Source organism: Flavobacterium xanthum (assembly GCF_900142695.1).
Classification (GTDB): Bacteria; Bacteroidota; Bacteroidia; order Flavobacteriales; family Flavobacteriaceae; genus Flavobacterium; species Flavobacterium xanthum.
On record NZ_FRBU01000001.1, the window covers coordinates 38,915 to 61,862 of the forward strand.

General features: G+C 35.1%; 24 protein-coding genes and 1 tRNA gene. 9 read left to right on the forward strand and 16 right to left on the reverse strand.

The window, feature by feature from the left end:
- Positions 1-206: 206 nt before the first annotated feature.
- On the forward strand, positions 207-959 hold the full coding sequence (locus BUC11_RS00160; protein ID WP_073351037.1) for a glycerophosphodiester phosphodiesterase: 753 nt from the start codon (positions 207-209) through the stop codon (positions 957-959).
- 105 nt (positions 960-1,064) lie between these two features.
- Here BUC11_RS00160 and BUC11_RS00165 read toward each other — a convergent pair whose 3' ends face one another.
- The 9 genes from BUC11_RS00165 to recF all read right to left on the reverse strand — a co-directional run bounded on the left by BUC11_RS00165 (position 1,065) and on the right by recF (position 10,019).
- Positions 1,065-1,616: an RNA polymerase sigma factor gene (locus BUC11_RS00165; protein ID WP_073350674.1), complete on the reverse strand. Its 552-nt coding sequence runs from the start codon at positions 1,614-1,616 to the stop codon at positions 1,065-1,067.
- Positions 1,607-2,713: a glycosyltransferase gene (locus BUC11_RS00170; protein ID WP_073350676.1), complete on the reverse strand. Its 1,107-nt coding sequence runs from the start codon at positions 2,711-2,713 to the stop codon at positions 1,607-1,609. Before BUC11_RS00170 ends, BUC11_RS00165 begins: the two co-directional genes overlap by 10 nt.
- A 101-nt stretch (positions 2,714-2,814) precedes the next feature.
- On the reverse strand, positions 2,815-3,429 hold the full coding sequence (locus tag BUC11_RS00175; RefSeq protein WP_073350677.1) for an FMN-binding negative transcriptional regulator: 615 nt from the start codon (positions 3,427-3,429) through the stop codon (positions 2,815-2,817).
- A 71-nt stretch (positions 3,430-3,500) separates the two neighbouring features.
- On the reverse strand, positions 3,501-4,514 hold the full coding sequence (gene murB / locus BUC11_RS00180; RefSeq protein ID WP_073350680.1) for a UDP-N-acetylmuramate dehydrogenase: 1,014 nt from the start codon (positions 4,512-4,514) through the stop codon (positions 3,501-3,503).
- 48 nt (positions 4,515-4,562) lie between these two features.
- A complete protein-coding gene (asnB, locus tag BUC11_RS00185) occupies positions 4,563-6,410 on the reverse strand; it encodes an asparagine synthase (glutamine-hydrolyzing) (RefSeq protein ID WP_073350682.1) in 1,848 nt (615 codons plus the stop codon).
- A gap of 2 nt (positions 6,411-6,412) precedes the next feature.
- A complete protein-coding gene (locus tag BUC11_RS00190) occupies positions 6,413-7,480 on the reverse strand; it encodes a glycosyltransferase (RefSeq protein WP_073350684.1) in 1,068 nt (355 codons plus the stop codon).
- Positions 7,481-7,485: 5 nt separating this feature from the next.
- Positions 7,486-8,157, reverse strand: a complete 672-nt coding sequence (locus BUC11_RS00195) for a DUF2461 domain-containing protein (protein ID WP_073350686.1) — start codon at positions 8,155-8,157, stop codon at positions 7,486-7,488.
- Positions 8,158-8,163: 6 nt separating this feature from the next.
- Positions 8,164-8,862 (reverse strand): thioredoxin domain-containing protein, encoded by a 699-nt coding sequence (locus tag BUC11_RS00200; protein WP_073350687.1) that lies wholly within the window; start codon positions 8,860-8,862, stop codon positions 8,164-8,166.
- A 77-nt stretch (positions 8,863-8,939) separates the two neighbouring features.
- A complete protein-coding gene (recF, locus tag BUC11_RS00205) occupies positions 8,940-10,019 on the reverse strand; it encodes a DNA replication/repair protein RecF (RefSeq protein ID WP_073350689.1) in 1,080 nt (359 codons plus the stop codon).
- Positions 10,020-10,250: 231 nt separating this feature from the next.
- Between recF and BUC11_RS00210 the strand changes: the two genes are divergently transcribed.
- The 6 genes from BUC11_RS00210 (at position 10,251) to BUC11_RS00235 (ending at position 16,631) form a co-directional block, all read left to right on the forward strand.
- On the forward strand, positions 10,251-11,027 hold the full coding sequence (locus BUC11_RS00210; protein WP_073350692.1) for a tetratricopeptide repeat protein: 777 nt from the start codon (positions 10,251-10,253) through the stop codon (positions 11,025-11,027).
- A 105-nt stretch (positions 11,028-11,132) separates the two neighbouring features.
- Positions 11,133-11,708 (forward strand): 6,7-dimethyl-8-ribityllumazine synthase, encoded by a 576-nt coding sequence (gene ribH, locus BUC11_RS00215; protein ID WP_073350694.1) that lies wholly within the window; start codon positions 11,133-11,135, stop codon positions 11,706-11,708.
- A 187-nt stretch (positions 11,709-11,895) separates the two neighbouring features.
- Positions 11,896-13,737: a DNA mismatch repair endonuclease MutL gene (gene mutL / locus BUC11_RS00220; protein WP_073350696.1), complete on the forward strand. Its 1,842-nt coding sequence runs from the start codon at positions 11,896-11,898 to the stop codon at positions 13,735-13,737.
- Complete coding sequence (locus BUC11_RS00225) at positions 13,734-14,480, forward strand: rhomboid family intramembrane serine protease (protein WP_073350697.1); 747 nt, start codon at positions 13,734-13,736, stop codon at positions 14,478-14,480. The genes mutL and BUC11_RS00225 overlap by 4 nt, the downstream gene beginning before the upstream one ends.
- A gap of 60 nt (positions 14,481-14,540) precedes the next feature.
- Positions 14,541-15,410 carry a rhomboid family intramembrane serine protease gene (locus BUC11_RS00230; RefSeq protein WP_073350699.1) on the forward strand — a complete coding sequence of 290 codons (870 nt, stop codon included), beginning with the start codon at positions 14,541-14,543 and terminating at the stop codon, positions 15,408-15,410.
- A 174-nt stretch (positions 15,411-15,584) separates the two neighbouring features.
- A complete protein-coding gene (locus BUC11_RS00235; RefSeq protein ID WP_073350702.1) occupies positions 15,585-16,631 on the forward strand; it encodes an endonuclease/exonuclease/phosphatase family protein in 1,047 nt (348 codons plus the stop codon).
- 15 nt (positions 16,632-16,646) lie between these two features.
- Here BUC11_RS00235 and BUC11_RS00240 read toward each other — a convergent pair whose 3' ends face one another.
- The 7 genes from BUC11_RS00240 to BUC11_RS00270 form a co-directional block, all read right to left on the reverse strand.
- On the reverse strand, positions 16,647-17,273 hold the full coding sequence (locus tag BUC11_RS00240; protein ID WP_073350704.1) for a WbqC family protein: 627 nt from the start codon (positions 17,271-17,273) through the stop codon (positions 16,647-16,649).
- Between the two features lie 73 nt (positions 17,274-17,346).
- Positions 17,347-18,900, reverse strand: a complete 1,554-nt coding sequence (lepB, locus tag BUC11_RS00245; RefSeq protein WP_073350706.1) for a signal peptidase I — start codon at positions 18,898-18,900, stop codon at positions 17,347-17,349.
- 68 nt (positions 18,901-18,968) lie between these two features.
- Entirely contained in the window at positions 18,969-19,670 is a 702-nt protein-coding gene (gene dapB, locus BUC11_RS00250; protein WP_073350708.1) for a 4-hydroxy-tetrahydrodipicolinate reductase, read from the reverse strand.
- A 4-nt stretch (positions 19,671-19,674) separates the two neighbouring features.
- Complete coding sequence (locus tag BUC11_RS00255; protein WP_073350709.1) at positions 19,675-19,875, reverse strand: hypothetical protein; 201 nt, start codon at positions 19,873-19,875, stop codon at positions 19,675-19,677.
- Positions 19,876-19,917: 42 nt separating this feature from the next.
- A complete protein-coding gene (locus BUC11_RS00260) occupies positions 19,918-20,478 on the reverse strand; it encodes a DUF5683 domain-containing protein (RefSeq protein WP_073350711.1) in 561 nt (186 codons plus the stop codon).
- Positions 20,478-21,377, reverse strand: a complete 900-nt coding sequence (locus BUC11_RS00265) for a ParB/RepB/Spo0J family partition protein (RefSeq protein ID WP_073350714.1) — start codon at positions 21,375-21,377, stop codon at positions 20,478-20,480. Before BUC11_RS00265 ends, BUC11_RS00260 begins: the two co-directional genes overlap by 1 nt.
- A 4-nt stretch (positions 21,378-21,381) precedes the next feature.
- Positions 21,382-22,149, reverse strand: a complete 768-nt coding sequence (locus tag BUC11_RS00270; RefSeq protein WP_073350716.1) for a ParA family protein — start codon at positions 22,147-22,149, stop codon at positions 21,382-21,384.
- A 341-nt stretch (positions 22,150-22,490) separates the two neighbouring features.
- Between BUC11_RS00270 and BUC11_RS00275 the strand changes: the two genes are divergently transcribed.
- Positions 22,491-22,565: transfer RNA gene (locus BUC11_RS00275), tRNA-Pro, on the forward strand.
- Between the two features lie 42 nt (positions 22,566-22,607).
- Positions 22,608-22,853 (forward strand): GIY-YIG nuclease family protein, encoded by a 246-nt coding sequence (locus BUC11_RS00280; protein WP_073351039.1) that lies wholly within the window; start codon positions 22,608-22,610, stop codon positions 22,851-22,853.
- Positions 22,854-22,948: the final 95 nt, after the last annotated feature.

Below are 22,948 nucleotides of genomic sequence, written 5' to 3' on the forward strand. Positions count from 1 at the left end.
GTTACTTTAACAATAACTGTAGAATACTTTTGTGTTAATGAAACCTTAAAAAAGGACTGCTAAACCTTCTTTTTTTAAGATAGTGTTACCCAAATTAGACTACTAAAGATCGAATCACTTGAGGTAAAATAGTCTTAATTTAATCCCTACTTAATGTTTGGGTCTGCCAGATAATCTATTTTTACGACAAAACTTAAATGAAAATTATGAAATTCACTACACTATTAATGGCTTCATCAATGGCCTTGTTATTATCAAATTGTACTTCAAACAAATTTGTGGTTTGTGGGCACAGAGGCGCTATGGGACACGAAACCGAAAACACATTGGCATCCATAAAAAAAGGAATGGAATTAAAAGCCGATATGTTAGAAATTGATGTTTTCAAAATTAAAACGGGAGAAATGGTTGTGTTTCATGATGATGATTTAGACCGAATCACAAATGCAAAAGGAAAAATTGAAGCATATACTTTTGAAGATTTGCGAAAAGTTTTGGTTGCTGGAAAACATCAAATCCCAACTTTGCAGGAAGTGATTGAGACCATCGATAAAAAAGTGGTGCTTAATATTGAGTTGAAAGGAACGAACACCGCAGCGGATACCTATAGAATTATAGAAGAGTATAAGAAAAAAGGGTGGAGAAATAAAGATTTTTTTATATCCAGTTTCCGAATAGGGGAGTTGCAAAAAATGAGATCTTTGAGTCCCGAAATTGCGATTGGTTTACTAACCTACAAAGATCCTATTGAGGATATTATTAAAACAGGAAAAGAACTGAAAGCTCAGGCAATAAATCCCTATTTTAAAACTTTAACGGCTGAAAATGTTGCGATAATGAAAGCGAATAATTTTAAAATATATCCTTGGACTGTCAATGAACCTGCGGATATCAATAATTTACAACAACTTAAAGTAAATGGTATTATAACGGATTATCCAGAAAGAATTGTAAGGTAATTTTATCAAAAAAATACTTTGATGTAACTAAGTGGTCTAAAATTTATTTAAATCACTTTTTCTTTATAGATACTAAAGAATTGGTTTGGATTTTAAACAAAAAAGCTACCTTTTATTCTGAATGATTTCTGCCAGAAGTTTCTTGGCGCGAAGCAATTTAATCTTCACATTGCTCAAAGGTTCGTTGATTTTATTAGCAATTTCCTGATAACTCATTTCTTGGAAATAACGCAACTGAATGACTTCTTGATAATGGGGTTTCAATTCTTTGATGAATTGCAGTAATTGAGAAAGATTTTGTTCTGTTATTAATTCATCTTCTGCGGAGGGAGTGGTATCTGCAATATTGTAGGCTTGATGGTCTTCTTCTTCGGTAATTTCGACAAAAAGGCTTGATTTCTTTTTTCTTAATAGGTCGATGTGGACATTTTTTGCAATAGCAATCAGCCAGGTGTTAAACTGGAATTCAGCGTTGTACGAAGCTATTTTGTCAAATGCTTTTGAGAACGTTTCGATAGTGATATCTTCTGCATTGGTTTCATTTTCGGTGCGTTTAAGCATGAAACCATATACTTCATTCCAATAATAATTCAATAGAAAAGTGAAGGCAACTTGATCGCCTTGTTTTGCTTTTTCTATTTGTTTGTTTATTTCCAATGTACTGGTTTTGAGAATGTATTAGTGATGAAGATATTAATTTGGGCGAATATTAATACTAATTCAATAATTGGATACCAATATACGACATCTTTTTCTTTTAATTTGCCTGCCGAAAATCCAATGATAATCCAAGACACAAGGTAGCGTAGCCCAATTAAACACAACACTACAATCCATTGAAATTGAAAAGCCAGCAAGACGATAGGGAGGATAAGAAACAATAATTGGGAACTGTAGAAAAGGCCCAATTGAAATTTGTCAAAAGACTTGTAATAATTGGCCGTTGCAACATGTCTTCTTTTTTGAATTAGCCAGTCCTTGTAAGTTGTTTTAGGCTTAGAAAGCGTTACGCTTTCTGGTGTGTAAGCGATTGTCGTGTTTTTGGCTTTTGCAGCTTGGTTTATAAATAAATCATCGTCTCCAGAACGAATTTGCATGTGTTCTATGAATCCATTCACGTTGAAGAACTCTTCCTTTTTATAGGCTAAATTTCTTCCAACGCCCATGTAAGGATGTCCAACTTTTGCCCAAGAAAAATATTGAATAGCGGTCAATAAAGTTTCAAAACGTATTATTTTATTCAAGAAAGAGTTTGCGATTTTTTCATATTTACCATAACCCAAAACAATAGTTTTTCGCATCGTAAATTGAGAGCTCATGGCTGTAATCCATTCTTTTGAAGTGGGGTAACAATCGGCATCCGTGAACAATAGATACTCCTTTTTGGCGGCTTTTATTCCTAACGTTAAGGCGTATTTTTTATTTCCCCAAAAGGCCTCGTTGTTCTCCACTTTTACCAAGCGAACGTTTTCATATTGCTTTTCAAAACCTTCAAATATAGCCAAAGTATTGTCGCTTGAAGCATCGTCAATCAAGACAATTTCAAAATCTGGATAGTTTTGTTCAGCCAGCAAGGGAATGAAATTAGTCACATTTTCTTCTTCGTTTTTAGCACACACTATAACTGAAATTGGGATTCTTTTGGGCGTTATCTTTTGCGCTTTGGCGAAAGCAAATTTCCCAAAAACACCTAGATAATACAAAATTTGAACCGCAACAATAAAAATAAAAAAGTAAAGAATTAGTATAAGCATTTTGAGTTTAATGAGTTTTTAATACCCGACTTTTCGGTAGAATACAAAGGTATGAATAGAATTGTGAAATGTTAAATACAATCTGTGAATTTCGAAAGAATTTATATTGGGCATTTCTTCATCTCTTTTGCGGTAGCGATGGACTGATCTGTATTTATTTCTTCTAACTCGGTAATAATATTTTGATAATTCGTCTCATCCCGATTTTGAGACATTTTCCTCGTAGCTTGAATTTCAGTTATTTCAATTTCAAATGCGACAATACCCCGACTTTGCAACATGGTTTTCTGAGATAAATCTTCTATTCGAATCGGTTTTTTAGAGTTTTGTTCGTATTTATCAACTAGTTTCTTCAAGGATTCAATCACGCCTTCTCCTTCAATAATTTTTATTTTTCCATACACATGAACGGCAATATAATTCCATGTTGGCACATTTTCATGATCGTACCAAGAGGAAGAAATATAACTATGAGGTCCTGAAAATATGGCTAAGACTTGGTCGTTATCAGTAAATCCTTTCCATTGTGGATTTTCTTTAGAAATGTGTCCATACAAAATATCTTCACCTTCTTTATTAATCTCCAATTCTAAAGGAATGTGCGTGGCGCACAATTTTCCGTTGCTTTGATTGATTAAAATACCAAAGCTATTTTCTTGAAGAAATTTTTTGATTTCTTCTGAATTCTCATTTTTGTAGATTTCTGGAGTGTACATTGTGATTTTAGATTAACGAATTTAAATTTTTCATTTGTTGTACTCGAATTTGCCACTTCTAAGTTTAAACTCTAAATCACATTTACTTCGGCCTCGATGTGGATACCAAATATGTTAAAAACGGTTTCCTGAATATCCTTTGAAACATTCAAAATTTCCTGTCCTGTCGCATTGCCATAATTTACTAAAACCAAAGCCTGATTTTTGTGGATTCCGGCGTCGCCAAAACGTTTTCCTTTAAAACCCGCTTGCTCAATCAGCCATCCCGCAGGAACTTTTACTTCGGTTTCAGAAATATCAAAATATTTCATTTCAGGGAATTGCTGATGAATTTTTTCGAAATCAGATTTCAACAGAATCGGATTTTTAAAGAAACTACCGCTGTTTCCCAATTCTTTTGGGTCTGGTAATTTACTTTGTCGGATAGCAATTACAGCATTGCTGACCTCCTTTAAAGTAGGGTTAGTAATGTTGTTTTTAGCTAACTCAGCCGTAATATCTCCATAAGAGGTATTGATTTTATGATTTGTTTTTGTCAGTTTAAAAATAACTGAGGTGATGATGTATTGGTTTTTTACTTCGTTTTTGAAAACACTTTCTCGGTATCCAAAATGACATTCGTCCTTTGTGAACGTTTTCATTTTCTGATTTTCTATTGTCATTGCTTCACAAGAAATAAAAGTATCTTTGATTTCAGTTCCATAAGCACCAATGTTTTGTATCGGTGTAGTTCCCACATTTCCGGGGATAAGTGACATGTTTTCTAAACCACCAAAATTTTGATCGATGGTCCAAAGCACAAATTCATGCCAGCTTTCGCCAGCCTGACTTTCGACCCAGACAAAATCTTCACTTTCTTCTATAATTTTTTTACCTTTTAAATCGATATGAATCACTAATGCTTCAATATCTTGGGTCAAAAGCATGTTGCTGCCTCCACCCAAAATAAATTTTTTCTGTGATTTATTTTCAATTAAAATAGTTTCTAAATCTTGCACAGAATGCACGGCAACGAACTGTTTGGCCTTGGCTTCAATGCCAAAAGTATTGAGTTTTCTTAGAGAGAAATTAGCTTGTATTTCCATAAACGAAAGGGCGTATTTGAATTATATATTCTTTATCAAAAGTAAGAATTAAAATTTAGCTGCATAGGATTTCATCCAGATATGCATCATAAATAACGGCATAATGTACGGTGTCATTAGGTTATCTCCTTTTTGTAAATTCAGTATAAGTTTTTGGATGTTGATGTGTTCAAAATACGGCATTTGAAAAAGTTCACTTTTCGAAAATGATTCTAATTCTTCTTTAAAAGCGTTACTTTTTGTAATATAATCTCCCCAAGGCGCACTTAAGCCTACTTTTTTAAATTTCAGAATTTCATTAGGCAGACGCTCTTGCATTGCCTTTTTGAGGATGAATTTCCATTTTTTTCCAGCAAATAACCATTTGTCATCTAAAGAGCCCAAGCCAACAACTAGTCTTGGGTCTAAAAAGGGTTCTCTGCATTCAATAGAAGCGCCCATTGTGCAGCGGTCATTTCGATCTAATAGTGAGCACAAGTAAGTGTGTTGATCAAAATAAAGCGCCTGTCTTCGTAAATTGTCTGGGTACAATGATTTTGCTTCTTTATAAATTTGTTTCCTATATTCATTTTTTGGAATTGCATTAATTCCATAAACTTCCGCGATATCTTTTGGATAGATATTGGAACCATTAAAAATGACCAATTCCGATTTTTTACTAATTTGCGCATAACGCGTTAGCTTATCATAACGAGGTTGTTTGTTAAAAAGATCCAAAGCACCAATTGTTGCAATTGAATTTAATAAGGAGGGATATTTCAAAGCTTTGTAGCGCACGTATCCACCCATTAATTCATCAGCACCTTCGCCAGAAAGCAAAACTTTTACTGATGGTTTTGCCATTTTCGACAGCGCTAAAAGATGTGGTTCACTTAAATGCATAATAGGTTCATCCTGAAAATAAGTGGCACTTAACAATTGATCATAAAGATTTTGATCTTCTAATTGCATGGTGTGAAAGCCATAATCAAATTTCTCAGCCATCATTTTGGCTAAGTGCGATTCGTTATGTTCCTTTTCTTTAAAACCGATATTAAAGGTTTGAATGTCTTTGTAATTTTGGTGGTGTAGGGAAGCTAAAACAGAGGAGGAGTCCAGTCCGCCACTTAGCAAAACACCGACAGGGACGTCACTTACCATTCTCATTTTTATAGAATCATCAAATGTTTCTCGAAACCATTCTACAGGATTTTTAATTTTAGGCTGGTTCTGTATTTCCTTTTTCAAATCCCACCATTTTTCGGTTGTAACTTTTCCGCCTTCGTGTAGGGTCATTATATGTCCGGGCAATACTTTTTTTACGTTTTGGTAAAGTGTGTTTTCACCGGCTACAAATCGATTAAATATATATTCTTCTAGCCCTTCCTGTGCCATTTTTAGCGGAACTCCTGCGGTAAAAAGTGCTTTTTGCTCCGATGCAAAATAAAAAGTTTCGTTATAAAAAGAATAGTACAAGGGTTTTACACCCATTCGATCTCGGGCAACAAGTAGCTTTTTTTCTAATTTATCCCAAATCGCAAAGGCAAACATTCCATTGAGGCGGTGCAGCATTTTTAAGCCGTGCAACTCAAACAATTTCATTAGAACTTCCGTATCTGAAGTGGTTTCAATGTCAAATCCATTGCTCTTCAACTCTGGATAAAATTCTTTATAGTTATAGATTTCGCCATTATAGGTCATCACATATCTTCCATCATTCGAAAGATAGGGCTGATGGCCGGCGCTGGAAACATCTAATATTGACAATCGTCTGTGTCCAAAACCAATGTTGTTGTCAATAAATAAACCTTTGTCATCAGGGCCGCGATGTTCTAGCGAATCGCGCATCTTGATGAGTAGGCGTTCGTCTACTTTTTTTTGGGATTGTAAATGCAAGATTCCGTTAATTCCACACATATTTAGTTGGGAAGATTAGAGTTGATTAATTCGTGGTATTTATGAGCAATAATCTTCATGTTGATCTCGTAATTGGCATTTTCTTCCACAAATATTCTGTTTTTAGTAACGGCTTGCTCGCGATGCGCTTTGTTTTCAAAGGACCAAATTAATTCATTGGCTAGTATTGTATGATCGTCAATGGCAACGAGTCCTCCGTTTTCTCGATGGGTAATCCAACTTTTATTTCCAGGGATTTCTGTTACAATAGGATAGCAATAGCATGCCATAGCTTCAAATAAAGAGGCGGATACGCCTTCCGTTATTGGCATGCTGATGTAAATATTTGATTTTTGTAATAACGTGGGCAACTCCGTGTTTGGAATTCTTCCCATAAAATTCACTTTCTTATCGATCTTTAGTTTTTTAGCTAAACTTTTTAAAGTAGGAAGTTCAGTTCCATCACCTATAACGGTCAGTTCGAAATCTATTCCTTTTTGGTTTAAAATCTCAAAAGCTTTTAGAATAGTGGTATGGCGGTATTCTGGCAGCAAAGACCGCGTTACAATAGCACAAATTTTTTCGGGTGTTGCCTTGTTCGTGTTTCCAAACTTTGTCAAATCAATTCCTTTTGGCAACACTAAAACTTTAGTCATGTTTACCTTTGCCTTGATCATAGAAAGGGTCATAATAGGTCCCCAAGCATGGATTAAATCCGCTTTTTGAAAAGCATAATGTTGAATAATTTTTTTTAATGGTAACGAGAGAGATGTTTCTGGCCATAAATCAGTTCTACCTTGCTGTGCTATTGCAACCGGTTTTACTCCTGATAATGCTGCAAGGAAGCCATAGCTGGTTGTGCGTTCTGCAATGACCATGTCAGGCTTCTGTAATTTGATTAGTTCTCTAATTTTAAAAATAGCGAATTGAAATTCGAAAATCCTTAAAATGCGATTATGGAGGCAATTGCTGGGTGTTTTTAATTCCCAAGTAATAATTTCGAAATTGCCAAATTCCTTGAGTCCGTTCATCCAAGTGATCGCATCGGCTCTATAGGATTCGCCAAGAAAAAGTATTTTCTTTTTTTTCATTGTAATTATTCCGACGTTAAAGCGCGATTTATAAAGTCATTCAATGGTTTTAGTGCAATTAATTTATGACTCATGACCGCAACAAAATCTTTTTTAGAAACGCTGGAGAACTCAATTTTTTGCGAAGACTCAAAGCTTTTTAATTTTAACAATTCAATTGCTGGATGTTCTTTTTCATAACCTCTAGGTGGATTTTTTAGCATGTTCTTTTCATTTCTATCAAAATCCTTAAACTCTTTTTTAAAATTTCTCTCGTCAAGAATGGCTTCTAAATCATCATAGAAAAAGGCAATTTCTTTCCGCATTTTTTTTAGGTCATCTGCTTCAGGACAGTACAATCCACCAGCAATAAAACTAGCTCCTTTTTCTAAGTGGATATAATAACCGGAACGATTCAGCCCTTTGGCACCGGAGGAAAGCCAGACTCCTAAATGAGTTTTATAGGGCGTCTTGTCTTTGGAAAACCGAATGTCACGATTGATTCGAAAAGTACAATTTTTGACCTCCAACATTTCTAGTGAAGGATCAAGCGGTTTCATGGCGTCTAGGAAATCAGCAACTAATTGTTGGTAATCGTTTTTGAAAGATTCGTATCGTTTTTTGTTTTCCAAAAACCAATCTCGATGGTTGTTGGCTTTTAAATCATCTAGAAATTGTAGGGTTTCTTTTGAAAGCATTTTGAGCTATTGTATTTGTTTTCTTAATTCTTCTTCACTTACAAAACCAGATTGTCTCCATTTTACTGTCGCATTATCGTACAATAGTAGCGTGGGAAGCTCACTTATTTTCATTTCGGTCATCAAGGTTTTGTTCTTATCGGCATCCAAGCGAATGATGGTTACTTTATCTGCCAATTCTTTTTCCATTTTTAAAAGGAAGGGTTTCATTTTTTTGCAAGGCGCACACCACTCGGCGTAAAAATCAATCAATACTTTTTTATCAGAGCGTACTAAGTTATTGTATTCCTGCACCGTCATTCCGCTAATTTTGTCAGTTGGCTTAGAAAATCCCGCAGCATCCCATTTTAGGATTCCTCCTTGTAATTGGTATAGGTTTGTAAAGCCTAGTTCTTCTAATTTTTGAATCGCGCTTTGACTTCTTGCTCCGCTTTTGCAATACACAAAAAGAGGCTTTGTTTTGTCTAGTTTTTTACTGTCCACAACAAAACTGTCTCCTAGCCAATTTATATTTATAGCCTTGTCGATATGATCTGAGGCAAATTCCTTTGGAGTTCTTACGTCGAGAATTTGTGGATTTGGTGTTGCTGCTATTTTTTCAGAAAAAGCTTTCGCGTCGATCGATTTACTGTACTTTGAGGATTGACCGTTACACGATAGCATTACAAAAGAGAGGAGTAGCACTAGTATTGGATTGTATTTCATTGCTGTTTTTTTTAAATGTAATAAGCTAAATTAGGTAATTTTTAAATTTTCGAACTCAATAAAGTGCTAAATAAAAGTTATAAGTTAAAAATTCGATACGTCTGATGTGTCGATTTTAGAATCGCTTCGGTTCGTTCTGGATGCGTGTCGGAAATAAAGAGTTGTCCAAAAGTAGCGCTGTGGACCATTTCGATAATTTTAGCAACCCGACTTTCATCTAGCTTATCAAAGATGTCATCAAAAAGAAGGATCGGTTTTACGCCACTTTGCTTCTTTAAAAATTCAAATTGGGCTAATTTTAAAGCGATTAGATATGATTTTTGTTGTCCTTGTGATCCAAATTTCTTTATCGGATGGTGATCAATTTCAAAGGCTAAATCATCTTTATGTATTCCTACACTAGTGTATTGTAAAGCCCTGTCTTTATTGCTGTTTTCTTGCAAAAGTGTCAACAAATCCTTTTCAAATAAGTGACTTTCGTAAACCAATTGTACGGTTTCTTGAGAACCCGTTATGGCTTGATGATGCCTGTTAAAAATAGGTATGAAATCTTCGATAAATTCTTTTCTTTTTTCGAAAATAGATTGGGCAAAACCATGGAGTTGCTCATTATATATAGATAGCGTATCGGTGTCAAAAACATGATTCAACGCAAAGTATTTTAGCAAGGCATTGCGCTGGCTCATGACCTTCTGGTATTGAATGAGTTGTTGCAAATAAGCCGAATCCAATTGCGAAATGACGCTGTCCATGAATTTCCGCCTAGTTTCGCTGCCTTCTACAATTAAATCCCTGTCCGCTGGAGAGATAATAACCAAAGGAATAAAGCCAATATGATCTGAAAATTTATCGTACGCTTTTCCATTGCGCTTTAATATTTTTTTTTGGCCTTTTTTTAAGCTGCAAACGATTTGTTCCGTTCTGTCTTTTTTTTCAAATTCAGCATCAATTACAAAAAATTCCTCGCCATGTTTAATATTTTGGACCGCTAATGGATTAAAATAGCTTTTTCCGTACGCCAAATGGTAGATTGCATCCAGTACATTTGTTTTTCCAATACCGTTTTTACCCACAAAACAGTTTATTTTGCTGTCAAAATCGAAATTTGCTTCTGAAAAGTTCTTATAATTGAATAATGAAATCTTTTTTAAATACATGTTAAGGCTTGCTGGTATTGAGAACTTTGCTGTTTTTGAACAGCTGTTATAAAGAGGGTGCAAATTATCGAAAAATATCGATATAAAGGACTTTTCTCTTTTTTCTATGGTATTTATTTCGCCTTTGGAACGAAAGAATTGGGTAGGATATTTTTTTTAAATATAAAAGCATATTTTTTGTGTGGGATTGAATAAAAATTTTATTTTTGCGATTCACTAAATTAAAAATAAATGGCTACTTACAATAAAAGAGGATATAAAGCACCAAAAGAAAAAGAAGTAAAAGGAGAAGGAGTTGAAGCTGTGGTTATTGATGAAAAAGACAGCACAACTGCTGAAGTTTTTTCAAAATTAGATGAAACTGCTACAATAACGGAGGATTGGGTTGCTAAAAATCAAAAAATTATTATTGGATTAGTTGCCGCTGCTGCCCTTTTTACTATTGGTTATTTAGGGTATCAAAGGTTTATTGCTGCACCACAACAAGAGGAAGCGGCTAATGAAATGTTTGTTGCACAACAAAATTTTCAAAAAGCAACCGATGGAGTAGCTAGTGATTCTTTGTATAAATTGTCGTTGAATGGATCCGAAGGTAAATTTGGATTTTTGAAAATTGCAGATGAATATTCTGGAACCGATGCGGGAAATTTAGCCAATTATTATGCGGGTATTGCGTATTTGAATACGGGAAAATATACTGAAGCGATTGATTATCTTACTAAATTTAAATCAGACGATATTGTTTTAGGAGCTTTGGCAAAAGGAGCAATAGGAGATGCTTATTCTCAAAAAAATCAACCGAAAGAAGCTTTAGAAAATTACGTAAAAGCTGCTGAATCAAATAAAAATGATTTTACAACACCTCGTTTCTTATTGAAAGCTGGTAAAACAGCTTTGGCATTAGGGAATAAAGCAGATGCATTAAAATATTTTACAGATATTAAAGACAACTATGAAGCTGCTCCAGAAGCGGCATCAGTTGATGTTTTAATGGGATTAGCACAATAGTAAAAGTGAATTAAGATTGATGATTCAAGATGGTCGATTTTTGATTTCAAAATTCTATCTTTATAATCTGAAATTAAAAATCTAGAATCATAAAACTACAATCAAATGGCTACCGTAAATAAAAATTTATCGGATTACGATAAAAATTCAGTTCCAAATGCGAAAGATTTTCGTTTTGGAATTGTTGTTGCAGAATGGAATGATACTATAACTGAAGGACTTTTTAAAGGCGCAATCGACGCCCTTTTAGAAAACCAAGTGCCCGCCCAGCATATTATTCGCTGGAATGTTCCTGGTAGTTTCGAACTCATATATGGATCAAAGAAAATGTTGCAAACGCAAAATGTTGATGCTGTAATTGCAATTGGATGTGTCATTCAAGGGCAGACCAAGCATTTTGATTTTGTATGCGAAGGGGTAACGCAAGGAATTAAAGATTTGAATGTTCAAACGGATATTCCAGTTATCTTTTGTGTTTTAACGGATAATACCATGCAACAATCCATTGATAGGAGTGGAGGAATTCACGGGAATAAAGGTACTGAAGCGGCTATTGCGGCTATAAAAATGGCCTATATTCGCCAACAAGCTTCATTATCACATCAAATAGACAATCAACATTTATTGTCTTCAGGAGCCATTCAAATTGAAGAAGGGAAACCTTTGGAACTGAAGGAATAATCTACAAAAAACTTAATTATTTAACCTATACTGTCTCCTAAATAGTATAGGTTTTTTGTTTTTTTTATGATTAAATATGCCCGTATTCCCAGTAGAAATTCATTAAATTTGTGCTTCTTGGTTTTGTAATAAACTATAGTCACCCTGAGCGCAGTCGAAGGGTTAAACTTTTAACCTAATTTTTTTAATGTCGAGTATAATTCAATTACTTCCTGATCATGTTGCCAATCAAATTGCTGCTGGAGAAGTGGTTCAAAGACCCGCTTCGGTGGTTAAAGAACTGCTTGAAAATGCAGTGGATGCTAAGGCAACGGATATCAAATTAATTATTAAAGATGCAGGAAAAGCACTGGTGCAAGTAATCGATAATGGTTTAGGAATGAGCGTTACTGATGCACGGTTGTGTTTTGAACGGCATGCCACGTCCAAGATTCGTCATGCCGAAGATCTATTTTCGTTGCACACTAAAGGGTTTCGCGGAGAAGCATTGGCTTCTATCGCAGCGATTGCTCATGTTGAAATGAAAACCAAGCAAGAGCAAGAAGAATTAGGAGTGCATATCATTATTGAAGGTAGTAAGTTTGTGTCGCAAGGGGCGGCAGTTTTGCCAAAAGGAACATCGTTCGCTGTTAAAAATTTGTTTTTTAATATTCCAGCAAGGCGCAATTTCCTAAAATCGGATACGGTGGAATACCGTCATGTTGTTGATGAATTTCAGCGTGTTGCTTTGGCACACCCAAAAATACATTTTACGTTGTATCACAACGGGAGTGAAATGTTCAATTTGCCACCCTCGACTTTGCGTCAACGAATCGTTACTATTTTTTCGGGTAAAACCAATGAGAAATTAATACCAGTTCAGGAAGAAACAGAAATCGTAGCGATTCAAGGATTTGTCAGTAAACCTGAATTTGCCAAAAAAAATAGAGGAGAACAGTTTTTCTTTGTCAATGATCGTTTTATAAAAAGTGGTTATTTGCATCATGCGGTGATGGCGGCTTATGACGGAATTTTGAAAGACGGTGCACAGCCTAGTTATTTTTTAAATTTATCAGTGCCTCCAAACACGATTGATATCAACATTCATCCTACTAAAACGGAAATTAAGTTTGATGATGAGCAGGCTTTGTATGCTATTTTGAGAGCTTCTATAAAACATGGTTTAGGGCAGTTTAATGTTGCTCCAGTTTTAGATTTTGATCGCGATTCTAATTTGGATACGCCTTATCATTATAAAGATTTAGAAGGTGCTACACCAACGATTCAGGTGGATGGTAATTTTAATCCGTTTTCGGAGGCTAAACCCAGCAAGCAATTTTCAAGTTATAGAAAACCAGAACCAACAGCGAACTGGGAAAGTTTATACGTAGGATTAAAACAAGATACAGACGATATAGCCCACATTACCTTTGAAAATGAAGAAATGACTTCGTCTTTATTCAATGATGAAGACATAGAACATTCAATTCATAAAACGTATCAAATTCATAAAAAATACATCGTTTCATCGATAAAGTCAGGAATGGTAATTGTAGATCAGCAACGGGCACATCAACGTGTTCTGTATGAGCAATTTCTGGTAAATATGACAGTGCATCAGGCATCAAGTCAGCAGTTGTTGTTTCCCCTTAATTTGTTCTTCTCGAGTAGTGAAATGGAACTTATTCAGGATTTGCAAGTGTCATTAAAAAATACTGGATTCGTATTTGAAGGGAATACTACCGATCATATTGTCATTTCAGGAATACCTGTAAATGTTACAGAAAGCGAAGTATCCCTTGTTTTAGAGCAATTATTAGGAGATTTACAGGATGGAATTCCAGAAAGTAGTTTCAGTCAAAGTGATACAATTGCTAAATCCATGGCCAAAAGTTTAGCCGTAAAAACAGGAACACACCTTACAGAAAAAGAACAGGAAAACTTGGTTAATGGACTTTTTGCCTGTAAAGACCCCAATGTTTCCCCATTTCATAAACCCACTTTCATCACGATGCGTGTGGAAGATCTAGATAAAAAATTTGCATTATGAGAAACGTAACGGAGACCGTAAAACAATTAATTATTATTAACGTATTGTTTTTTGTAGGTACACTAATTATAAAAGAGCCAGCATATAAGATATTGGCATTGTACTTTCCTGAAAACCCTAGTTTTCAATTATGGCAACCGATATCACACATGTTTATGCACGGTGGATTTATGCATATTTTCTTCAATATGTTTGCGCTGTATTCCTTTGGATCGGCTTTAGAGCAGGTATGGGGAAGTAAAAAATTCTTGTTTTTCTACATTTCCTGTGGTTTAGGTGCGGCCTTAATGCATACGGGAGTGAATTATTACTTTTTTCAGGATAATTTGAATACACTGATTGCCAATGGTTTTCAAAAACAGGAGATCTTGCAGATTTTGAATGAAGGTAAAATTAACACAAGATGGCAGGAGATTTTGTCGGTATCTGATTTTCAAAATTTTACTAGTGCCTATTTGGGAACAGCTGTTGGTGCATCCGGAGCTATTTATGGAACGATCGTAGCATTTGCTTTTATGTTTCCGAATGCTGAATTGGCACTGATGTTCATTCCTGTTCCAATAAAAGCGAAGTATTTTGTTCCAGGTATCGTCTTAGTCGATTTGTACTTAGGAATTTCTGGAAAATCTATATTTGGAGGTGGAGGAATTGCCCATTTTGCTCACGTCGGTGGTGCTTTGTTCGGTTTTCTAATTATGTGGTATTGGAAGAAAAATCAATTTAATAAAAATCGTTGGAATTAGAAGTTCAAAATTTTTTAAATTAGACGACGCAACTATCAGATCTTAATTCCCACTTAGCTTATGAATATTATTGACGACCTGAAATTACAATACAATATAGGAGGAATAGTAACCAAGTTAATCCTTTGGAACGTAGCTTTATTTGTTTTTCCATGGTTGTTCTTCGCTCTTCTATCGCTGTTGGGTTTTCCTATTGATTATCTTCAATTTGTGAGTTTGTCTTCTAATCCGGCTCATTTGCTTTGGAAACCTTGGTCGTTGCTTTCGTATGCCTTTTTTCATAGTGGAATCATGCATATTGTTTTTAATATGATTGTTTTGAATTTTTCTGGGCGATTATTTATGACCTATTTTACGGCTAAACAATTACTTGGATTGTATGTGTTGAGTGCTATTTTTGCTGGAATATGCTACATGCTTGTGTTCTATGTTTTGAATATCAATGCGCCAATTGTAGGAGCTTCTGCCGCTATAATGGCTATTTTGGTGGCAACTACGACGTATCATCCTTTGATGGATCTTCGCTTGTTAATAATTGGAAATGTCAAGCTATGGCATGTTACGGCGGTCATTATCTTCATCGATTTAGTGCAACTGCGTTCTGAAAATATGGGCGGACATATTTCTCATCTTTCAGGAGCCTTATTTGGGTTTATTTTTATTAAATTGCTTCAAAATGGAACCGATTTAAGTAGGGGTGTTTCTCGTTTTTTTGGTTTTTTTGCAAATTTGTTCCAAAAAAACAAAACAACTCCATTTAAAAAGGTGCATAAAAATTATACCAAGCCAGTAGAGAAAAGTATTCCCAAAATAATCACTAAAGATAAATCGCAACAGCAAATTGATGAAATTTTGGATAAAATCAGTCAGTCCGGTTATGATAGTTTAACGAAAGAGGAAAAAGAATTTTTATTCAAGGTAGGAAAGTAATTTATAATTGCAGGGTAATAAAATCCGACTTTCATCTCGTCCGATAGTGTTATATTAAAAGAAAAAGAATGACAAAAATGAAATTCTTTTACGCGCTGCCGAAGTAGATTGTTTAAATTTTTTTACTTGCTTGAAATCCACTTTTGCTGTTTGTAAAAATAAAAAAGATAGAAAATGAAAAATCTTTCATGGTTTAATAAAGGAATGTTTCTTCTAAATAGTTTGCTAGTATTGGTGACCTTTGTAGCGTATGTTTTGCCTTTTTTAGCGCCAAAATCTTTTCCCCTGTTGTCTGTTTTGACACTTTTCATGCCTCTTTTCTTTATTTTTAATGCGTTGTTTTTTATCTATTGGGCGATTCAATTTAAAAAACAATTGATTGTCTCAGGCTTAGTTTTACTGTTAGGAATCACATTTATAAATAAATTTTATAAATTTTCGGAGCCAAAATTTTCCAAAGAAGAAAAAGATTTTACTGTAATGAGTTACAATGTTCGCCTGTTGAATGTATTTAAATGGATTGAACGAGATGATGTACCTGAGGATATAGTAGCGTTTATTAATGATAAGAACCCGGATATCTTGTGTATACAAGAATATTCACCGTCAGCAAATATTGATTTGAAAGTGTATCCGCATCGCTATATTTTTACAGATGGAGATCAAATTAAAACTGGTCAAGCTATCTTTTCTAAATTTCCTATTCTGAATCAGGGAAATATTATTTTTCCTAATTCCAGTAATAATGTTGTTTTTGCCGACATTAAAAAAGGGAAAGATATTATTAGAGTGTATAACATGCATTTGCAATCGATAAAAATATCTCCTGACGTGAATGAAATTGATGAAAATATCGATGTTATCAATCAGCAAAAATCGCAAAAGCTTTTTATTAGAATAAGTAAAGCTTTCAAGCAGCAGCAGCAGCAAGCAGAGCTGTTCAAGGAACATAAAATGAAATGTATTTATCCAGTTATCATTTGTGGTGATATGAATAACAGTGCCTTTTCATACGTGTACAGAAGCATCAAGGGCAAGATGAAGGACGGCTTCGAAGAGGCAGGAACGGGTTTTGGGGAGACTTATAAATTCAGGTATTACCCTGCTCGAATTGATTATATTTTTGCTGACGAAAAGATGACCGTTAAAAAATTTGAAAGTTTTTCTAATTTTATTAACTCAGATCATTTTCCTATTATGGCTAGATTATCGTATGAGTAATTTTAATAGTATATGCTATTGAACAATCAGTTTTTGTTCTCTTAGATAATCCATCGCGTATTTTCCTTCATTAAAAAGCAAGTCTAAAACACTTAGGTTATTGATAAAGCCATGTTTGTCATCAAAAACTTGAGTATACTTGTCAAAAACCGAGAGGTCTTTTTTTCCATTAACCAAAGGTCTAAAATCAGAAATTATAAGAGTATCGGCGCCATGAAAATATTCTGCCGTCGTGTGGTACTCTATTTTCATACGCAAGCATTTAAAAACAATAGTTAATGCTTCAAAATTTAAATCTAACAAGAATTCTTGTTTTTTTTCAAAAATTGGTCGGATGTCATCTTCGAAAAATTCAAAAAAAGGAGAACTTCGGTACGCCGCTTCAAGAGATTTGAAATGTTGTTTTTGCCAGTCAAAATCATTTTCAATTCTAACATCTTTAGTTTTTTGATGGCTTTCTTTCGAATGTTTTATTGGGATATTTAGCAATTGAATTCCGTTTGGACTGTAAATATACGTGCGATTTCGGTTTGTTTGTTTCTGGAAATTATCCTCTATTTCAAAGGTAACCGTGTCTGCTTGTACCATTGCTGCAAAATGGCTTACGGATGGGAAATAGGTGGGATGTAGTAAAATGTTCATTTGTTTATGTGTTTAGGGTTTAAAGTGTAAGGTTGTTGTATCACTTTAAACCCTAAACTTTAACTATTTTTATTTACCCTTTGTTCGCTTTTCTTTTGCTCCAAAAATATTCTCCTACAAAGAAGAGTACTAAACCAAGTAGAAACAATTTAAAGTACGATTGTGGTTGACCTTCACCACTAACAGTTGTGAAAACTCTGTCCCAACGTATTTTATTTAGTCCTTTTCCATTTGGGTCAATGCTTAGCCAGATAAAAACAGGTTTCCCTACAATGTGATTTTCAGGAACAAATCCCCAATACCTGCTGTCTTCAGAGTTATGACGGTTGTCTCCCATCATCCAGTAATAATTTTGTCCAAAAGTATAACTAGTGGCAATTTGACCATTTATTCGAATCTCTGAACCGTTAACTTTCAAATCATTGTTCTCATAATCACTTATAATTGCCTTGTAAAACGGTAATGTTTCTGTTGTTAACGGAACTGTCTTTCCTTTTTCTGGAATATAGATTGGACCATAATTATCCCTATTCCACTTGTTGATGTGGGGAAAAATACCATTGTCTACGTCGTTAGAAATTTGTCTAACAACAGCAGTTATACCAGGTGTGTTTTTTAGTCGCTGAGCTCCAGCTTCGGTTAAAGCACTCAAAAACAAGGTGTCTCTTTTTGTGTCGTCAGTGAAAAAAGCAGGATCTGTGATGTCTAAATCTTTAAATAAATATTCAAGATTGACTGCTGTTTTTCCATCAAAAGCTACTTTATAAGAAAACTGCGGTTTGGCTCTTTCTGGTAACTGCAATAGTTTCCCATCGATATAAATGACACCGTCTTTTATGGATAAGTTGTCACCTGGAATTCCAACGCATCTTTTTACATAATTCGATTTTTTATCAACAGGTTTATAAGCGCGTCTTTTTGAAGTATCAAAAAATTTAAATACGGTATCTACAGGCCAATTGAAAACAACGATGTCGGTGCGATCAATATTCTGAATACCCGGCAATCTCATATAAGGCAACTGTGGATAGGTCAGGTAGGATTTATTTTTTGTCAAAGGAATAGAGTCATGCACCATGGGTAAAGCAATCGTGGTCATAGGGACTCTGGCGCCATAATTCATCTTGCTTACAAATAGAAAGTCTCCTACTAATAATGATTTTTCTAATGACGAGGTTGGAATGGTGAAGGGTTGAATTAAATAGGTATGTACTATTGTGGCAACCACCACCGCAAAAAGTAGCGAGCTAATCGTGTCTGCAGTTTTGTTTCGAGGGGTTAAACTTCTATCTGCTACGTACTCTAATTTTTGAGTATAATTTACATAATAGATGTAAAATCCAAGTGTAACAATTCCTAAAAAAGTGTCTACTCCAGATCGTTTTCCAAAACTACGCAACGTTTCCACCCAGATTACTGGGAAAATAATTAGGTTGATAATGGGTAGGAATAATAAAACGGTCCACCAAGTAGGGCGCCCAATTATTTTCATTAAAACAATGGCATTATAAACTGGAATAGCGGCTTCCCATCGTTTTCTTCCTGCGCTCTCGTATAATTTCCATGTTCCTAAAAAGTGTACTACTTGTAGAATAAGGAAAAATATAAACCATTGATATGCTGACATAGTTTTTTGTTTAAAGTTTGAAGTTTAAGGTTGTCTCGTTAAAAATTTGCTTAAACAGCCGAATAATTTTATTTTAATTCTAAAACATCTTTCATTGTAAAAACGCCTTGTTTGCCCACAATCCATTCTGCGGCAATTACAGCGCCTAGTGCAAATCCTTCGCGATTGTGTGCAGTATGTTTTATTTCGATCGCGTCTACCGCTGAATTGTAAGTCACCGTGTGTGTTCCTGGTACCGTTCCAATGCGCTTGGTTGCGATGTGAATTTGCTTGGTGTCTGGAGTTTCTAAAGTCCAGTCGGTATAGGAACTATTTTCAATTACTCCTTTGGCTAATGATATTGCTGTACCGCTAGGTGCATCAAGTTTTTGGGTGTGATGAATTTCTTCCATTGAGACTTTATAACTATCGAATTTTGACATGATTTTAGCCAAATATTCATTGAGCTCAAAGAAAATATTCACTCCTAAGCTAAAGTTCGAACTAGAAATAAATCCGCCATTTGTAGCGGCACATAGTTTGGTCATTTCATCATACTGTTCCAGCCAGCCTGTTGTACCGGAAATAACAGGTACGTTCGCATGAAAACAAGCAGAAATATTGGTCACCGCAGCTGTTGGAACGCTAAAGTCAATAGCTACATCTGCTGTAGAAAGTCCCTCAAAAGTGTTGTTTTCCTCTTTTTTCAAAACAATTTGATGGCCTCTTTCCAATGCAATTCGCTCAATTACCTGGCCCATTTTTCCGTATCCTAAAAGCGCAATTTTCATTTGTTTATTTTTTAAATTTTGAATACTGCAGCAGTCCTGCAAACAGCAGTCCTAGCAGAATTCCAGCGATGAACCCAGAAAAGAAATTATTCATTCGAATAGGTTCCAAGGCATGAATTTCTGAATAATTTATTAAAGTAATTAACAGTAAAACTGTGGTAATGATAAAAAAATATTTCTTACCTATTTTAGTGAGTAATGACATACTGATCGTTTGTTTGATAGCTTTCTTGTTTTCGAATTTGGACTAGAAAGTATAATTAAATGTTAGTCCTACATTTGTCTTTAATGTTACATCATTTGGGTAAAGAACGGGTCTTACAGATAAGTTTTCATCGACATTGAACTGTATTAAAGCCGCATCTACATTGGCATCAAGAATATTTAAGGCATAAAATGCCAAAGTAACTAAAGCTGATAAATCGCGGTTGCGTTGGTAGAATTTTTGTCCGGCAATTAATCGATTGTTGTCTAGGAAAGCTAAGTCATCTGTGACTAATCCCTCCAATCTGCTTTTGTAGGCGTCTCTATATTGATTGTATTTTTTATTGTTATCAATATAAAAATAAATACTGGTTCCTAGCGCCCCGTATACAAGGGGTATTTTCCAATATTTTTTGTTATACGCTTGGCCTAATCCCGGTAAAATAGCCGAATAGAATGCTGCCTTTGCAGGAGTCAACGGGTCGATATCATTTGATTTCAAAGTATCTCTAGCGACCAACACCGCTTCTGTTTCCGTTTGTGCAAAAACGGCAGTGTTTCCTAACGAAAAAAGGAATAGAGCGATGAAAATGATTTTATTCACTATTCGTTTATTAGTTTGATAATTCTGTTAAAATCTTCTTCTGAGTGAAAAGGAATGGTTATTTTTCCTTTACCATTACCAGCGACTTTAACATCTACTTTGGTTCCAAAATAATTGGTAAAAGTGCTTTTTTGAGCATCTGCGATTTCAAATGACGCTGCTTTTGGCTTAGATGCTGTTTTTGGTTTTAAGCTTTCCTGATAATTTTTTACCAAAGCTTCCGTGTCACGTACCGAAAGATTTTGGCTTACAATTTTCTGATAAATATCCGTTTGAATATCTTGATCTTCAATATTGATTATAGCTCTTCCATGACCCATACTGATAAAACCATCACGAATGCCCGTTTGGATGATTGGATCCAACTTTAAAAGTCTCAAGTAATTAGCAATTGTAGAGCGTTTTTTACCAACGCGTTCACTCATTTGTTCCTGTGTCAATTGAATTTCATCAATCAAACGTTGGTACGAAAGGGCAATTTCTATTGGATCTAAATCATGGCGCTGGATGTTTTCCACCAAGGCCATAACCAATGATTCATTGTCATTTGCGATTCGGATATAAGCGGGCACGGTTGTTAATCCAACCAAAGTAGAAGCACGAAGACGGCGCTCTCCAGATATTAATTGGTATTTATTAAAATCTAATTTCCTAACGGTAATGGGCTGAATAACACCAAGTTCTTTAATAGATGTGGCTAATTCTCTAAGGGATTCCTCATTGAAATTACTTCGGGGCTGAAAAGGATTAATCTCAATTGCTTCAATTTCAAGTTCAATGATGTTTCCTACCACTTTATCTGCATTTTTATCTGCAACAGATTTGATATCGTTCTCAGGATCTTTTAATAACGCGGATAATCCTCTGCCTAAGGCTTGTTTTTTTATTGCTTTTGCCATAAAACTATTTACTGTTTTTCTTTATAACTTCTTGAGCTAGGTGCAAATAATTAGTTGCTCCTTTGCTTGTTGCGTCATAATTTATAATGCTTTCGCCAAAACTTGGTGCTTCACTCAATTTCACATTTCGCTGAATTATAGTCTCAAAAACCATATCATTAAAATGTTTCTGCACCTCTTCTACCACTTGATTGGACAAACGCAAACGGGAGTCGAACATCGTCAATAACAATCCTTCAATGTCTAAATCTGGATTGTGAATTTTTTGGATACTTTTGATGGTGTTCAGCAATTTTCCCAAACCTTCTAATGCAAAATATTCGCACTGAATTGGGATAATTACAGAATCTGCCGCTGTCAAAGCATTTAATGTAAGTAATCCTAACGATGGTGCGCAATCTATGATGATAAAATCATAGTCGTCCTTGACACTTTCTAGTGCCTTTTTAAGCATATATTCCCGATTTTCTTTATCTACCAATTCAATTTCAATGGCTACAAGATCAATATGCGAGGGAATCACGTCTACATTTATTGCAGTACATTTTATGATGGCCTCTTTTGGTGTGTGACTGTGTTCTAGAATTTGATACGTTCCTATTTCAACAGATTCGACATCAATTCCTAATCCTGATGAGGCATTTGCCTGTGGATCAGCATCAATAAGTAATACTTTTTTTTCTAAAACTCCCAATGAAGCCGCAAGATTAACTGATGTTGTAGTCTTTCCAACGCCTCCTTTTTGATTAGCAATCGCGATGATTTTGCCCATTTATTTTTCTAAATTTTGAACCGTAAAAATACAATTATTTATGGTTTCTAAAAATCTATTTTGTTAACATTTGTTAAAGCTTGATTCCTCGCTATTTGACATTTCTAATTAGTTAAAATAGCTTTGCTTGTGAAAGAGCGAACGCGGTATACTATCTGACTCAAGAAAAATGCGAAATCCGAATGTCGCGGTTATTTACTGCCATCCTAGCAAAGACTACTGACGCTCAAAAAGCTACGGTCGACAGTGATGTAAGCGAATTGCTGTTCTAATAAAATTGCGTCTTAATTTCTACAATAGTTTGCTTAAGCCAAAAATAATGCTATCTTTGCACCCGCTTTCGGGGTGTAGCGTAGCTCGGTTATCGCGCCTGCTTTGGGAGCAGGAGGCCGCAGGTTCGAATCCTGCCACCCCGACAAAAGCCGAACAATATGTTCGGCTTTTTTTATTTTACAGCTATGTACATTGTCTACATAATTCAGAGTGAAACTTCTTTTAAATACTACACGGGTCAAACGCATGACCTTGTCGATAGATTATACCGACATAATTCTGGCTTTAGTTTGTCTACAAAATCTGGAATGCCATGGATTTTGATTTATCAAGTTGAACATTCAACACGTTCAGAGGCTATGATTTTAGAAAATAAAATAAAAAAAAGAGGCGCGAAAAGATATTTAGAAGATCTTGGTTTTTTTAAATAAATGTTTGGTAGCTCGGATGTAGCGTCCCGCATAGGCGGGAAGGCCGCAGGTTCGAATCCTGCCACCCCGACAAAAGCCGAACAATATGTTCGGCT

Bases quoted from the DNA above. Each gene is read 5' to 3' on its own strand.
- BUC11_RS00160 (WP_073351037.1), top strand. From the start codon at position 207: ATGAAATTCACTACACTATTAATGGCTTCATCAATGGCCTTGTTATTA.
- BUC11_RS00170 (WP_073350676.1), bottom strand. From the start codon at position 2,713: ATGCTTATACTAATTCTTTACTTTTTTATTTTTATTGTTGCGGTTCAA.
- BUC11_RS00175 (WP_073350677.1), bottom strand. From the start codon at position 3,429: ATGTACACTCCAGAAATCTACAAAAATGAGAATTCAGAAGAAATCAAA.
- murB (WP_073350680.1), bottom strand. From the start codon at position 4,514: ATGGAAATACAAGCTAATTTCTCTCTAAGAAAACTCAATACTTTTGGC.
- asnB (WP_073350682.1), bottom strand. From the start codon at position 6,410: ATGTGTGGAATTAACGGAATCTTGCATTTACAATCCCAAAAAAAAGTA.
- BUC11_RS00190 (WP_073350684.1), bottom strand. From the start codon at position 7,480: ATGAAAAAAAAGAAAATACTTTTTCTTGGCGAATCCTATAGAGCCGAT.
- BUC11_RS00195 (WP_073350686.1), bottom strand. From the start codon at position 8,157: ATGCTTTCAAAAGAAACCCTACAATTTCTAGATGATTTAAAAGCCAAC.
- BUC11_RS00200 (WP_073350687.1), bottom strand. From the start codon at position 8,862: ATGAAATACAATCCAATACTAGTGCTACTCCTCTCTTTTGTAATGCTA.
- recF (WP_073350689.1), bottom strand. From the start codon at position 10,019: ATGTATTTAAAAAAGATTTCATTATTCAATTATAAGAACTTTTCAGAA.
- BUC11_RS00210 (WP_073350692.1), top strand. From the start codon at position 10,251: ATGGCTACTTACAATAAAAGAGGATATAAAGCACCAAAAGAAAAAGAA.
- ribH (WP_073350694.1), top strand. From the start codon at position 11,133: ATGGCTACCGTAAATAAAAATTTATCGGATTACGATAAAAATTCAGTT.
- mutL (WP_073350696.1), top strand. From the start codon at position 11,896: ATGTCGAGTATAATTCAATTACTTCCTGATCATGTTGCCAATCAAATT.
- BUC11_RS00225 (WP_073350697.1), top strand. From the start codon at position 13,734: ATGAGAAACGTAACGGAGACCGTAAAACAATTAATTATTATTAACGTA.
- BUC11_RS00230 (WP_073350699.1), top strand. From the start codon at position 14,541: ATGAATATTATTGACGACCTGAAATTACAATACAATATAGGAGGAATA.
- BUC11_RS00235 (WP_073350702.1), top strand. From the start codon at position 15,585: ATGAAAAATCTTTCATGGTTTAATAAAGGAATGTTTCTTCTAAATAGT.
- BUC11_RS00240 (WP_073350704.1), bottom strand. From the start codon at position 17,273: ATGAACATTTTACTACATCCCACCTATTTCCCATCCGTAAGCCATTTT.
- lepB (WP_073350706.1), bottom strand. From the start codon at position 18,900: ATGTCAGCATATCAATGGTTTATATTTTTCCTTATTCTACAAGTAGTA.
- dapB (WP_073350708.1), bottom strand. From the start codon at position 19,670: ATGAAAATTGCGCTTTTAGGATACGGAAAAATGGGCCAGGTAATTGAG.
- BUC11_RS00255 (WP_073350709.1), bottom strand. From the start codon at position 19,875: ATGTCATTACTCACTAAAATAGGTAAGAAATATTTTTTTATCATTACC.
- BUC11_RS00265 (WP_073350714.1), bottom strand. From the start codon at position 21,377: ATGGCAAAAGCAATAAAAAAACAAGCCTTAGGCAGAGGATTATCCGCG.
- BUC11_RS00270 (WP_073350716.1), bottom strand. From the start codon at position 22,149: ATGGGCAAAATCATCGCGATTGCTAATCAAAAAGGAGGCGTTGGAAAG.
- BUC11_RS00280 (WP_073351039.1), top strand. From the start codon at position 22,608: ATGTACATTGTCTACATAATTCAGAGTGAAACTTCTTTTAAATACTAC.